We start from the raw sequence: 14,608 nt of genomic DNA, 5'->3' as shown, positions 1-14,608 counted from the left end.
TTATTTAAAAAATTACTTTTGGGTCAGCCTCATACCTACAATTTTATCACCTCATAGTTTTAGCTAATAAGGTTTGTCTATATGATACTATCACAATTAGTCGATTATATCGTTCTTTCTTTATGGATTATAAAATAACTGAAATATGATATTGGTTATAATTAAAAAATACTCTCATCTTTAATGGAATATCTTATGTCCCACTATTTCTCAGATATAAATCTTTTAATAAACTTTGCTTTCACATTTAGACGTTTAAGTGTATGATATGTACAGAAAAATAAAGGAGGGATGAAAATGGGTGAACCACATAATAATCATGAACCACATAAGCTTATTGCTCATACAAACGGCCGCTCATTAGAAGAAATAAATGGATCAGTCAAAGTCCCTACAGGAAAAGGATTTTGGCGAACTTTATTTGCCTATTCAGGTCCAGGGGCTCTTGTCGCAGTTGGGTATATGGATCCTGGTAATTGGTCAACTTCCATTACAGGTGGACAAAATTTTCAGTATCTTTTGATGTCTGTTATTTTAATGTCTAGTTTAGTTGCTATGCTATTACAATATATGGCTGCTAAATTAGGGATTGTCACCCAAATGGATTTAGCCCAAGCTATCCGGGCAAGAACGAGTAAAAAATTAGGAATTGTTTTATGGATTCTAACTGAATTGGCTATTATGGCAACAGATATTGCTGAAGTAATTGGGGCTGCGATTGCTTTATATTTACTATTTGGCATTCCATTACTTTATGCTGTTCTAATTACAGTATTTGATGTTTTGCTCTTATTACTTTTAACAAAGATTGGGTTTAGAAAAATCGAAGCGTTAGTTGTCTGTTTAATTTTTGTCATTCTATTTGTTTTTATTTATCAAATAGCTTTATCTAATCCATCATGGAGCGCTGTTTTTGAGGGGTTAATCCCAACAAAAGATACCTTTTCAGACTCACCAAGAATTGGTGGACAAACACCATTAACAGGAGCGCTAGGAATCATCGGTGCAACAGTTATGCCACATAATTTATATCTCCATTCTGCTGTCTCTCAAACAAGAAAAATTGATCACTCAGATGAAAATCATGTTGCAGAAGCTGTCCGATTTTCAACTTGGGATTCAAACATCCAGTTAACTATGGCATTTTTTGTTAATGCATTACTTTTAATTATGGGAGTTGCAGTGTTTAAGTCTGGTACAGTGAAAGATCCATCGTTCTTTGGATTATATGAAGCTTTATCTAATCCAGAAACATTAAGTAACGGTTTACTTGTTTCTGTTGCTAAATCTGGTGTTCTATCAACACTATTTGCGGTAGCACTACTGGCATCTGGACAAAACTCTACTATCACTGGAACTCTAACTGGACAAGTCATCATGGAAGGTTTTATCCATATGAAACTACCAACTTGGTTAAGAAGACTGGTTACCAGATTAATTTCTGTCATTCCTGTTGTCATCTGCGTGTTAATTACGAGTAAAAAAGGAACACTCGAAGAACATGAGGCTCTAAATAATCTGATGAATAATTCTCAAGTCTTTTTAGCGTTTGCTTTACCCTTTTCTATGATTCCATTACTCATGATGACAAACAGTGAAGCTGAAATGGGACATCGCTTTAAAAATAATTGGCTCGTAAAATTTTTTGGTTGGATTTCAGTTATTGCATTAACCTATCTAAATTTAACTGGACTGCCAGGACAAATGGAAGCTTTCTTTGGAGATGAACCATCAGATAATGAATTAACCTTAGCTCATGGCATTGCTTATACACTTATTATTGGTGTCTTACTGCTTCTTGCATGGACCATATGGGATTTATATAAAGGAAATAAACGAATTATCGAACAATCCAAAAAAAAGATTTAATAAATACCAATTAATTTAAAAGAGATCTCTTCCAAGTCATAAATAAAAACCCCTCAGAATGCATTTTCCACACATTCTGAGGGGTACTTTTTTAACCGTTTAATACTGCTCCACCATTAACATGTAAACATTGACCACTCATGTAACTACTATCTTGGTTTGAAGCTAAAAAGACAAAACTAGGTGCTACCTCATAAGCTTCACCACAACGTTTCATCGGTGTATCTAACCCAAATTTTTCATGAGTCATCCCCTTCATTGTAGAGGGGATAAGAGGTGTCCAAATTGGACCTGGCGCTACGCAATTTACACGGATTTTTTTCTTAATAAACTCTTCACGCACTGATAATGAACGAGTATATCCTACAACGGCACTTTTAGTTGTTGAATAAGTCAATAAATAAGGATGTCCACGATAAGCATTGACAGACGCGTTATTTATAATAGCTGCTCCCTCATTAAAATATGGGAAAAGGTATTTTGTAAAATACATAAAACTATAAATATTTGTCGCAAATTCACGTTGAACTTCGGTTTCTGTAATATCAACGATACTATCACGTTCATGCTGTTCAGCAACATTATTAACTAGTATATCAATTGATTTAAACTTATCAATAAAGTAATCAACGGCTTCTTTTACAACATGTTCATGTCCAACGTCTCCCTTGTAAAGATAAACAGTTGCACCTAATTCTTCTGCGCGTTGTTTTACTTGTAACGCATCAGCATCATTTTCATGGTAGACAATTCCGATATCTGCCCCTTCATGTGCATACGCTATAACAACAGCTGCTCCAATCCCACTGTCTCCACCTGTAACAATAGCTTTTTTACCTTTTAACTTATTCGCTGACAAGTAATTAGGATCTTCAACCAACACTTCTGTTGACATGAATTCATTACTGTCTTTTTGATGATAATCTTCTTTAGGTGTTCTTAATTTATGTTCCAATGATATCTCTCCTTTTCTAAACCAACGTTAGTAAAAAATACACTCATTGTTTTAATATAACTACAATTAGAATATTAGCATAAAAAAAGTATTTTTGTTAAATGATAAACATCAAAAAAACAAATAATATATAAATATTACACTTAAAAACTGATTAACTGGCAATAATTTCGTGTAAGACATATAATTCCCAATCAGAAATACTAATGCGATAAAAATCTTCAATAGAGGATAATAAGTCTTTTATATTACCATAAAAATAGTTATCATTTATTTTTAACTGCGATAAATCTGTTGGAACAGGATAATCAACTGAACCCAAAATGGTTCGTTCAATCATCAATGCTAAATGCATCGTTAGATTAAATTTTACTTTTACATTAAACTTTATGCCAAATCGACGTTCACATTTTTCAATAATCAATTCAACTTGTTTGATAATAATTTCTGGGTTTAGGAAATTTAATTTTTCAGATAAACCTTCTTTAGAAAAGAAATAAATACATTTATTCGTTAAATCGGGCATATATTTTTCATGGATTGTATTACGAAACGTATATTTCATCGCTTGATGTTCCGTATCCTCATCTAATATATCTAGTAGATTAACAGAAGACACATCAGTTTTATTATCCAAATAAGACGTGGTCATAATTAATTCTGTTGTATCCAGATAGCCCTTATCTGAATTTTCACGGTCTAAAATATCAAGTAGCTCATTAAAATGCATCACAATCATTTTGATTTCTGGATTAATAAATGGTTCAAATAACTTTTTTAATTTTTTAGCAATATCATAACCTAAAATACTCGAAATAATGACATTGCGATCATTTGAAAATCCCTCAAAATACTGAATATCCGTAATAAATTTCTGCTTAATATTTTTTGTGATATCATAAAATGTGTGATGATTTAACAACTGTTGTCCTATTTCCAAAGCAAATGATGTCGTCAAATTATTCACCACCAGTAACTCTCCCATAATCTCTGGTTTTAAGCTTTTATAAAAGTGAACCAAGGATCCCATATCAACCAACATAATCACACCCTCAGATGTATCACGTTCAGCTAACCAAGCCTTTACTTCTAAGACAATATCTTTAATTGACGCGTCTAACGGCATATTGATTGCATCAAACACATAATTTCCACAAAGTTGATTAGATACAGCTTGAATGCTACTCGCTGTTGTATCCCCATGTGCTACAAGAAGAGCATGATAGGCAATTTGCTCTTTGATGGATCCAATTAAAAATAGACTCAATAGAAAACGAGCTTCTTTCTTATATTCAACCGGTAATTTAGACGTAATTTTTTTTGCAAAAAGTGCCGTACGTGGATAGTCCATAATAATCATTTGTTTTATTGGTTGATGATCAAACTTAACACAATCTTTTAATAATAGGTATGTTGTGAGTTTTTCAAGATAAGGTGTCACACTATCTACTTTACCCATTATTTGTTTAGTATTAGCAAGTATTTTTTCTCTAATTTGTTTTAAAACATAGGTTTCTCCACCAAAATCATCTTTGGATAGCGGAAAACCCAGTAGCGTTTCTCGTAACTCCAATACATCACTCGTGGAATGAAGTAGCACATTTAGTTTTTCTAGCATCTCTTTTGACACATCCACTAGTTGATTAAGTGGTTCATCATAAATCACTTTCACCACATCATTATGGTTGTCCCCTATATATAACACGTCTTTATCTTCTTGATAGTGAAGAGCATCAGCACAATATAACTTGACCTTGTTGGCTAATTGCCCAATGTTTCCTGACATTTTTTCATGTAAAAAGCGATCAAAAATCAAACGATCAATCATCATGTCCTTTTTCAACAGTTTCGCTTCTTTTAAAAACAAGACTCTTAAAATCGTCTCTCGCTCTTGTAATGGCCGTAGATGATAATCTGCTAACTCCAATACAGCTGAAATACGACGTAAAAAGGTTGGTAATAATACCTCTTTAGGGTCTTCTGTTGTCGCAAAAATCAAGCGAACGTTAGCTGTTTCTACTTTATCTTCTTCTCCGATTAAACGAAACTGACCTGAATCCATAAACTGAAATAGTTTCTCTTGATTTTCATATGACAAACGATGGACTTCATCTAAAAATAAAATACCGTTGTCCGCTTTACTAAGTAACCCTTTTTTATCTTTGTCAGCACCTGTATAAGCCCCTTTTTTATGACCAAATAATGTTGAAGACAACAATTCAGGATTATTCGCGTAATCCGCACAGTTAAATACTACGATATTATCTGAGCAATTCGCCTGTTGTTGATTAAGGTAATCAAAAATTAAGTGGGCTAAATAAGTTTTTCCCACGCCACTATTCCCATGAATTAAAACAGGTAGTCCTTTTGGTGGATAAGACATCGCAGCTTTACAGGTTTTTATCATAGATTTGGCACTGCCACTACTGCCGATAAATTGTTCAAACACATCTTGTGACGTATGGTACTCGTGACTAGTTAGTCGCCAAACGATTGGATATGTTTCACTTTTAATAACCTCTTTATCTTTGGCTAACTCATTTAAATATAAACTCGTGACTGAGCGACTTAACCCAATTTTTTTAGCTAATTCAGTTGTCGTAATCCCAACTTGTTCTTCCCCTATACCTTGAAGCAAATGTCTTCTAGTCGACTCCTTCATTCTACCAATCCCCCTACATACTAAAAAACGCATGGCACGTATTGCCCATGCGTTTCACTCTTACATACCGATAATATAACGACACATAGTTACTTTTCTTGTTAAATTTTAGCATAGTTTACCTGATTAATGTATCATGATTTATTACCAAAATCCTATGTATTGTGTAATAAATTGATTAACAAATACCAAGTAACCCTAAAATAATCCCTAAAATCATAATGCCAAACATCACAACATTGATATTTACTTTTTTACGTAATAACCAGAACGTAATCAATGTCACAGTTAACGGCACAATCCCAACAAATAATTGATCTAAATAATCTTGAATTTTAATTGGATCAGAACCACTGACTGTTACTTCTAAAATCGTTTTGAATTTTACAGTCGAAGCAGTCATACTTCCCATCATCAGTAACCCAACCATACTAGATGCTTTAGTCAGTATTTTCATACCGCCACTTTCATATAGTTTTTGAATAAAGTTCGCCCCAACTGAATAGCCTGTATAAAGAGCATAATAATGAATAATAAAAGCTGGAATATTATAAAGTGCTAAGAAAACGATAGCTCCCATCACTGATCCAGTACTTGCAATTGAAATACCAATACTAGCAGCAATAACACGTAAAATCCCCCAGAAGAATGAATCCCCAATGCCTGACAACGGTCCCATCAATGATGCTTTAACTGCGGTGATTGAGCTTGCATCAAAATTCTCATCTTCACTATTTTGTTTTTCCATTGAGGTAACAAGACCCATAATAAAGTTATTAATATGCATAGTAGCATTAAACCATGTGGTATGACGAACAATCGCGTCGGCACGTTCTTCATCTGTTTTGTAGTAACGATTAATCACAGGAAGTAAGGTATAAATAACACCTAACGCATGATATTGTGTTGCTCCTGTACGACTGGCATTCATTGTCCATGAGCGCCAAAAGACTGAGCGCATCATTTTTTTATCTTCAACTGACATATCTTGTTTTAGTTTCATGCGAAAAAGTCCTCCTCTTCCTCTTCTTTACTCATTTCACCACTGGCAACTTTTCCTTGTGTGGTTGGTAAATTCATCATTTGTACATCTCTTTGAACCATCATCACGCAAATAACCACACCAATTGCCGCGACTGCAACAGCTGGTAGTTTCAAGTAAGCTGTTAAAATAAACCCTAATAAGTAAAATACTGCTAATTTATTATCCCAAAGTAATTTCATCAACATTGCAAACCCAACAGCTGGTAATAAGCCACCTGCCGCACTCAATCCATTCATCACATTTTGTGGAATGTTATTTACCATAACGGCAACAGGTTCACTTCCAAGTAAAACCCCAACAAATGAAATCGCGGCAATAATAAAGTAATAGAAAATCCATGTCCCATAATGAAGTGCGACAATTTTTCGTTGATTATTTTCACGTGCAACACGATCCAACATTGGTGCAAAAATATTCATCAAGACATTTTTCAAGAACATCACGACAAATGCTGCTAACATCCCAATTGGAATCGCTAATGTAATCGCCGCTTTTTGCTCAACGTTAGCAATAATCGCGAATGTTGTCGCAAGAGTTGTCGCTGTCACTGGTTCAGCAGAAATCACACCACCAATATTCACATTTCCCATAAACACTGCTTCAAGTGCTGCTCCCATCAAGACACCTGTTTTTAAATCCCCCATCAATAGTCCTGTCACAAGACCCACAACTAACGGACGTTCCAACATACTTTGACCTGTTAAATAGTTACCAGCAAAACAGATAAACACACTAAGTCCTGCCATAAGTGCATGCATTAACATTTTTTATCCCCCTTAAACATTTTTCAATGCTTTTTTCAATTCTAATTTTGGATTAGTTGGTAAAACTTGATTGTAGCTATCCACACGTTCTAATTCTGATAATTCTTTGGCAGCCGTTAACTCATCTGGATTAAGTAACACGCTTGGAAAAATCGTTGTTTTGTCTTTTGGATCTGACTTATCAAAACGACCTGCATTTGCCACATTCACTGTTTCAACAGCATCGACGTGTTGCGCAATTTTATTCGCATCAGACACACAGTTTACAATCACAAACATGCGTTTATCTTTCCCACGAGGATCATTAAATAATTCAATCGCATCATCTACTGAACGAACTAACAACTTCATCCCATTTGGTACAGCCATTTTTAATGTCATTTGCATCACTTGATTTTTTGCCGCATCATCATTTGCCACAACTAAAAGTGGGGCATTTAATTCTTTTGTCCATACAACAGCTACCTGCCCATGGATTAATCGGTCATCTACTCTAATTTGTGTAATCATTTTTTCTCCTCCTAAAAAATATCGTCCTCTTCTTCTATTGTGGTTGGAACCAGTTGAACCTGTGATTCTTGAATTACAGCCAGTATATCTTCTTTTGACAACACACCAGTATTTTCATGAAACATAATCGATAAAATAATAGCTAAATTTGAATTTGATACTAATATAATGTTGTCTTTCCCTGATGTCATAATCTCTGCTGCAATTTTTTGATTCACACTTCCACCGTACAAATCTGTGAATACAATCCCCTGACCATCTTCACTAACCTCTTGAATAAATTGTTGAACATTTGGTGTGTAATCATCATCCGTAACATAAGCATCTATTACTTGGACGTTGTCTCCACTACCTGTTAAGATGTTCAACGAGTTTTGTAACCCACTAGCAAACTTGCCATGCGTTGCAATTAAATAACTTCTCTCCATTCTTTTCACCTCTTCACTTTTATATAAGCAAGTATGATGCCAACTTTTTCAAAGCCATAGAATACGGTTACAAAAGGTTTTTAGGTAAATTATACTGTTTAAACACTTTTCTTTTTTTCTAAACAACTTAAACACTTAAAAAAGACATTGCTTCTTAAAGTTAAGAAACAATGTCTTTTAGCGATTATTTAGTTACCTGTTTGAAAAAAATCATCTAATAAGGCTCGTACCTCATCAGTTGATTTGGTATTCATCAAACTAACACGCAGGTCACTCGCCCCTGGAAAGCCTTTAACATAAATTTTAAAAAATCGGTGCAAACCAACAATGGAACGTGGCACTTGTTTAGCATACTCATCTTGTAAATCTAATTGAAGTCTCAATAGCCCTAATAAGTCTTCTGTTGAATGATTTTTAGGTTCTTTCTCAAAGGCATAGGGATTTTTGAATATCCCTCTTCCTATCATGACACCATCCACACCATATTTTTCTACTAATTCAAGTCCCATCTGTCGATCAAGCACATCTCCATTAATAGTAATGAGTGTATTAGGTGCTATCTCATCTCTTAATGCCAATATTTCTGGAATTAATTCCCACTTAGCGGGTACTTTACTCATTTCATCTCGAGTTCTTAAATGAATCGACAAGTTCGCTATATCTTGTTTTAAAATATGTGTCAGCCAATCTATCATCTCATCTTGTGAGTGATACCCAATACGTGTTTTCACACTAACTGGTAGTCCACCTTCTTTTGCTGCGGCGATTAATTCTGCTGCTACATCTGGACGTAAAATTAATCCACTGCCTTTCCCTCGTGTCGCCACATTAGGAACCGGACATCCCATATTAATATCAATGCCTTTAAATCCCATCTCTTTTAATTCTTTACTCATCTGTCTAAAATACACAGGGTTATCTCCCCAGATATGTGCCACGATAGGTTGCTCATCTTCTTCAAAGAACAATCTTCCTTGAACACTTTCTTTACCATCTGGATGACAAAAACTATCAGAATTAGTAAATTCTGTAAAAAATACATCTGGTGCGCCTGCCTCTTTCACGACATGACGAAATACTACATCCGTCACGTCTTCCATTGGTGCTAAAATAAAAAATGGCTTCGGTAATTCTTGCCAAAAGTTGGTTGTCATATAAGTTTCTCCGTTCTAAATCCTTTTACTAAGTCACTTGGTATTATACTAATAATGACAAAAAGACGCAAAGCAGAAAACTCCCTTCCTAATTTACACTAGATAAATACACCATAAGAATGAAAGTAATAGCTCTTATCATTATACTGAAGTACACCTACCTAAATAAAATGTTAATAATAAAAAACCACCTACCTAATATAACTTAGTTAGATGGTTTAAAGTGCCTATACTACTTTTTCATATCATATAATCGTGCATGTTTTACATCTTCAATCGTTTGTGTTCCTGCTAATTGCATCACACGTTTTAAGTCTGTTTCAAAGTATTCTAAGACAGATTTAACACCTTTCCATCCACCTAAAGCAAGTCCGAATAATACTGGACGACCTAAAGCAATAATATCTGCTCCACTTGCTAGTGCTTTAAAGATATGTTCTCCACGACGAACACCACTATCAAAGACAATTGGAACACGCCCTGCTACAGCTTCTGAAATTTCAGCTAACACTTCAAACGATCCTGGTGCATTATCTAATTGACGTCCACCATGATTTGATACCCAAATACCTGCTGCTCCTGCACCAATCGCTAATACAGCATCTTCTGGTGTTTGCACTCCCTTAACAAAAACAGGTAAACCAGAGTACTCAGCAATAAATTTCACGTCTGCTGGTTCAATTTTTTGTTTAGATTGAGCATAAATATTATTTAATGACATGTTTTCTCCAGAACCTGTTAAGTATCGAGAAACAATTGGCATACCAAATGGGTAAACAAATTTATTTTCTAAGTCGCGTTCACGGTTACCACTTAGCGTTGCATCTGCTGTTAAAATAATAGCTGTTGCCCCATCTGCCTTTGCTTCATCCAAGATGTTTTTATTCATCTCTTCGTCTTTACTCATATAAATTTGGAACCAACGAGGATTGCCATTTAAACCAGCGTCGATTTCTTCAAATGTTGCACCAGAATAAGCACTAATTGACATAATGGTGCCACCAAATTCTGAAATTCCTTTAGCAGTTCCAGCTTCTTTTGTTGCGTGAGCTAATCCGTGAGCTGCAATCGGAGCCATAATAAATGGTACTTTCAAGTCATGTTCGAAAATTTTTGTTGAGGTATCTGGATTTTCTACGTCAGCTAAAACGCGAGGTAAAATCCCTTTACTTAACCATGCTTCGTCATTACGTTGTAGCGTAAATTCTTTTCCTGAACCACCTGAAATGTAGTCAAATCCACCTTTAGGAACGACTTTACTTGCTGCTTCTTCTAATCTATACGTACTAATTACGTCAATTTCTTGCTCAATTGTTGGTGCGTTATATGTTTGTTGTTCTGTCATGTTTTTTCATCCTTTTTAAAAGTTTTTTTGTTTTTTTAAGTGTTGTTACCTAATTAAAATAAAATATTGGTGATTGGTACGGTAAATGGTACTAATACTACAACCGTTAACCCTGTTACCACGATTGACAGGCCTGACATTGCACCTTGAACCTCTCCCAGTTCAATTGCTTTTGCTGTTCCCATCGCATGAGACGAACTTCCTAATGCGACGCCTTGTGCCACTGGATCCGTGATATTAAACCATTTAAAAATCGTTGGTCCCATCATCGCTCCAATAACCCCTGTAAATACCACTACCGCAACCGTTAATGAGACAATGCCCCCTAATGAATCCGATACACCAACGGCAATCGCTGTCGTAATAGATTTTGGTATCAATGTTGCGCCCATCTCTTGTTCAAATCCAAATAATAAACTAAACGCATAAATCATCACAGTGTGAAAAATAACACCGCTAAAAATCCCGGTTAAAATCGCTGGATAATATTTTTTCAAATACACGAAATTTTGTTCTAATTTAATGGCTAAAGCCACTGTTGCCGGTGTGACAAAGAGGCTTAAAAACTGTCCACCTTTTTTATAAGTATCTAGTGGAATATCCATAAAAACGAGTATTAAAATAAGCGCAACAATCGCAAATACTAATGGTGTAAATAATGGATTTTTCGGCCACTTTTCTTTTAATTTTCCTGCTAGCAAGTATAGCCCTACCGTCAAACTAATCCATAAAAACGGACTTTCTAACACATTAGATAACATCAACTTCCACCTCAATTTCTTCAAGGGAACCTGTTATATTTGTTTCCGCTTTCACTTCTTTGGACTTAATAACTTGAACGATGCGTCCAACAAATCCCATCATTAACATCGTTGTAATCGCCATGATAACAAGTAATTGCCACCATGTATTAGCTAATACACCAAAGTTTGACATCAATCCAACACCTGCTGGGACAAAAAAGATGCCCATATTATTTGTTAACCATGTTCCCACTTCATCTACTTGTTCCATCTTGATCCATTTGAAATGAAGAGCACAGAATAATAGCACCATACCAATCACACTTCCTGGAATTGCAATGAATTGAGACAGTAATGCTGAGATTACTTCACCCAATAAAGAAAATAAAAAAATCCAGAAAAGTTGTTTGATTTGCTTCATAAAAATCAACTCTCTTTCGTTTTGTAAACGTTTTAGTGAGACTAATATAGCATGAGAAAAATTCTTTGGATAATATTTTTTACTTATGATATTATAACTATTGCTTATGTAAATAGTGTTTATATACATTTTATTTATGAGTGTTTTTTCACAATATTAGAAAGGGATTTCACATGAATTTAAAAGATTTATTATACTTTAATCACCTGGCTCATACACTTAGCTTCACAGCAACGGCGGAACACTTTTACGTTTCTCAGCCATCCATTTCAATGGCTATAAAACGACTAGAAAACGAACTAGACACCATCCTTATCGATAGAAAAAGAATTCACAAGAAGCTTAGTTTAACTGAAACCGGTGACATTTTATATCGTTATTCTCATCAAATTTTAAAGTCAGTTGAACAAGCCGAAGAAGAAATTCATGATTTTAAACATCAAATCGTCTATTTTGGGTTCTTACCAACGATTGGTGGATATTTTATGTCCCGCCTTTTACCTCATTTAGAGAAATTTTCTTCCTCAATGAAATTTATTGAAGAAGAAAGTTCCGACACGATGTTAGAACTAGTTAAAACTGGTAAGGTTCCTATTGCGATTATTGGGAGTGACGAACCAACATTCAACGATAACTCACTCATCCAAATTCCTTTAAAACAAGAAGATATGGCTTTATGGGTTTCAAAAAGCAACCCTCTTTCTACAAAAAAAATCATCTCCCCTACAGATTGTAAGGAAGATGTCTTTATTTCACTTGAAAAAGGCTACATGCACCACCGTATTTTTGATGACTGGGTTCGCTCTCACCATTTAAATTCTATCCAGACGATTTACACAAAAGAAATTCAAACAGCTCTTTCCATAGCTAGCTCAACTAACATGATTGCTTTTTTAAGTGATATTTTAGTGCGTGAACATCCTGGTTTGACTAAAGTAGCTTTGGAACAACCACCTCAAATCTACATCAGCCTAATTGTTAATAAAAAAATACATCAAGCCAACACCTTTCAAACAGAGTTTAATCAAACGATTATTGATTTGACGAAAGACTTTGGAAAGCCTTTTAAAGTGGAGTAACTGCTATTCTTAAATAAACCGTATTCTGACAAGTATAATAACACTCACAATCGGGCTCATACCATCAATTACAACCCAATTCATAAAAATCGCATGGTGGATCAAACCCATGCGATTTTTATTATTTATCAATGACTAAATGTTCGCCCTAATATACCCAAACTATACAATTCATCATCCATATTGGCTATACTAGGTAAATGTGCCCAACGTTCAAACCCATTTTTAAAAAATAATTTTTTGACTGGCTTCATTATGATGAAATATATATGCCATGATAGTTGTGACTTCACAGTTCTCTAATTGTGAAAATACCCAATCTAATGCTTGCTGTCCTAATCCTTGTCCTTGATAGTTTTCATCTATATACAAGCTAATTTTAGCCGTCGATTTAAATGCCGGCCTTCCATAAAAATCTTCTGCTACCCAACCTACGATATTATTTTCTATTTTCATCACCCATATTGGACGTGTCGTCTGATTATATGACTCAAACCAAATGATTTTCGATTCCACAGTTACAGGGGATGTATCAGCTGTTGAAATACGTGTTGGTACAGCTTGATTGTATATATCTATAATTCTTGGTAACTCTTCGCGTATGGCATATGAAAATGTTACACCCATAAATAACCCCCTTCTATTACTTGTTTATTATGTCTTTAACAACTTCCGCAAAAGCCATATCAGCATTAAACGGTGGTAGATAAATAAACTCTTTACCACCATTTTCTAAAAAGTATCCTTTATTTTCTTCTTCTAATTCTTCTATAGTTTCCAAACAATCTACCACAAACCCTGGTGCGACAACTAACACATTTTTTATTCCTTGATGTGGTAAGTCTTTTAACGTTGCATCTGTTGCTGGTGTTAGCCATTCATTTGGTCCAAATTTTGATTGATAAGTCTGAATAAACGACACATCATCCCCAACTTCTTCTTTGATTTTTTGCGTCGTTATCTCACACTCTTTGGGATAAGTATCCCCATCAGATACATATGAAACCGGAATACCATGATAAGATAACACGACAGCATCAACCTTATGATGCAACAAGCTTTCTTTGATTTTTTCAGCATAATAGGAAATATATAACTCATTATCATAATATGAACGAATAAATCTCATATCAATGACTTTATCCGTCCCAATAAAATATCGCATTACACTATCAAAAACAGATCCGACTGTTGTGCCAGAATATTGTGGATACATTGGCACAATCGTCAAATCATCCACTCCCTTTTGACGTAAACAATCCAGTGCCTGCTCAATTGTTGGTTCACTATAAGACATCCCTATCTCTACTTCCCAATCAGGAAATAACTTGGACACATTATCCCGTTGAGCCAATGTATAATTTAATAATGGAAATCCCTCATCTGTCCAAATAGATTGATACAACTCTGCTGATTTTTTAGGTCTTGTATTTAAAATAATCCCTTGTAAAATGGGTTGCCACAATAGTGGATGTGTCTTAATCACTCGTCGATCTGATAAGAATACTCGCAAATATTTTTTGACTTCTTTGGGTGTGGGCTCTTTTGGTGTTCCAAGGTTGACCAACAACATCCCTTTCTTTGTCATACTAACTCCTCCTGATTAATGGTTAATAGTCTATCATATTTCTGT

The 14,608-nt window shown here is 34.8% G+C and carries 14 protein-coding genes; 2 read left to right on the top strand and 12 right to left on the bottom strand.

The features are described 5' to 3' along the window. Positions 1-297 precede the first annotated feature (297 nt). Positions 298-1,869 carry an Nramp family divalent metal transporter gene (locus tag G314FT_RS03145; protein WP_257702003.1) on the top strand — a complete coding sequence of 524 codons (1,572 nt, stop codon included), beginning with the start codon at positions 298-300 and terminating at the stop codon, positions 1,867-1,869. A gap of 91 nt (positions 1,870-1,960) precedes the next feature. On the opposite strand, the gene G314FT_RS03140 is transcribed toward G314FT_RS03145, so the two are convergent. From G314FT_RS03140 to G314FT_RS03095, 10 genes are all read right to left on the bottom strand, one after another. Continuing rightward, positions 1,961-2,824 carry an SDR family oxidoreductase gene (locus G314FT_RS03140; protein WP_257702002.1) on the bottom strand — a complete coding sequence of 288 codons (864 nt, stop codon included), beginning with the start codon at positions 2,822-2,824 and terminating at the stop codon, positions 1,961-1,963. Positions 2,825-2,978: 154 nt separating this feature from the next. Then, positions 2,979-5,486, bottom strand: coding sequence for a sigma 54-interacting transcriptional regulator (locus tag G314FT_RS03135; RefSeq protein ID WP_257702001.1), 2,508 nt, complete (start codon positions 5,484-5,486; stop codon positions 2,979-2,981). A 178-nt stretch (positions 5,487-5,664) separates the two neighbouring features. Continuing rightward, a complete protein-coding gene (locus tag G314FT_RS03130) occupies positions 5,665-6,489 on the bottom strand; it encodes a PTS system mannose/fructose/sorbose family transporter subunit IID (protein WP_257702000.1) in 825 nt (274 codons plus the stop codon). Next, positions 6,486-7,295 carry a PTS mannose/fructose/sorbose/N-acetylgalactosamine transporter subunit IIC gene (locus G314FT_RS03125; RefSeq protein ID WP_257701999.1) on the bottom strand — a complete coding sequence of 270 codons (810 nt, stop codon included), beginning with the start codon at positions 7,293-7,295 and terminating at the stop codon, positions 6,486-6,488. Before G314FT_RS03125 ends, G314FT_RS03130 begins: the two co-directional genes overlap by 4 nt. A 12-nt stretch (positions 7,296-7,307) precedes the next feature. After that, entirely contained in the window at positions 7,308-7,805 is a 498-nt protein-coding gene (locus G314FT_RS03120) for a PTS sugar transporter subunit IIB (RefSeq protein ID WP_257701998.1), read from the bottom strand. 11 nt (positions 7,806-7,816) lie between these two features. Further along, positions 7,817-8,233 carry a PTS sugar transporter subunit IIA gene (locus tag G314FT_RS03115; RefSeq protein ID WP_257701997.1) on the bottom strand — a complete coding sequence of 139 codons (417 nt, stop codon included), beginning with the start codon at positions 8,231-8,233 and terminating at the stop codon, positions 7,817-7,819. 188 nt (positions 8,234-8,421) lie between these two features. Continuing rightward, positions 8,422-9,387 carry a tRNA dihydrouridine synthase gene (locus G314FT_RS03110; protein WP_257701996.1) on the bottom strand — a complete coding sequence of 322 codons (966 nt, stop codon included), beginning with the start codon at positions 9,385-9,387 and terminating at the stop codon, positions 8,422-8,424. 232 nt (positions 9,388-9,619) lie between these two features. Then, on the bottom strand, positions 9,620-10,732 hold the full coding sequence (locus G314FT_RS03105; RefSeq protein WP_257701995.1) for a lactate oxidase: 1,113 nt from the start codon (positions 10,730-10,732) through the stop codon (positions 9,620-9,622). A 53-nt stretch (positions 10,733-10,785) separates the two neighbouring features. After that, positions 10,786-11,493, bottom strand: a complete 708-nt coding sequence (locus G314FT_RS03100) for an LrgB family protein (RefSeq protein ID WP_257701994.1) — start codon at positions 11,491-11,493, stop codon at positions 10,786-10,788. Beyond that, positions 11,483-11,896: a CidA/LrgA family protein gene (locus tag G314FT_RS03095; protein ID WP_257701993.1), complete on the bottom strand. Its 414-nt coding sequence runs from the start codon at positions 11,894-11,896 to the stop codon at positions 11,483-11,485. Before G314FT_RS03095 ends, G314FT_RS03100 begins: the two co-directional genes overlap by 11 nt. Positions 11,897-12,069: 173 nt before the next feature. On the opposite strand from G314FT_RS03095, the gene G314FT_RS03090 reads away from it, so the two are divergent. Next, positions 12,070-12,975, top strand: a complete 906-nt coding sequence (locus G314FT_RS03090; RefSeq protein WP_257701992.1) for a LysR family transcriptional regulator — start codon at positions 12,070-12,072, stop codon at positions 12,973-12,975. Positions 12,976-13,200: 225 nt separating this feature from the next. On the opposite strand, the gene G314FT_RS03085 is transcribed toward G314FT_RS03090, so the two are convergent. Both G314FT_RS03085 and hemH read right to left on the bottom strand, forming a co-directional pair. Beyond that, a complete protein-coding gene (locus G314FT_RS03085) occupies positions 13,201-13,602 on the bottom strand; it encodes a GNAT family N-acetyltransferase (RefSeq protein WP_341481164.1) in 402 nt (133 codons plus the stop codon). Positions 13,603-13,618: 16 nt separating this feature from the next. Beyond that, the gene (gene hemH, locus G314FT_RS03080; RefSeq protein WP_257701991.1) at positions 13,619-14,563 is read right to left on the bottom strand and encodes a ferrochelatase; all 945 of its coding nucleotides are present in this window, start codon (positions 14,561-14,563) and stop codon (positions 13,619-13,621) included. Positions 14,564-14,608: the final 45 nt, after the last annotated feature.

The sequence above is a fragment of the Vagococcus luciliae genome, assembly GCF_024637875.1.
Lineage (GTDB): Bacteria > Bacillota > Bacilli > Lactobacillales > Vagococcaceae > Vagococcus > Vagococcus luciliae.
This window is presented reverse-complemented; position numbering and strand designations above follow the sequence as displayed.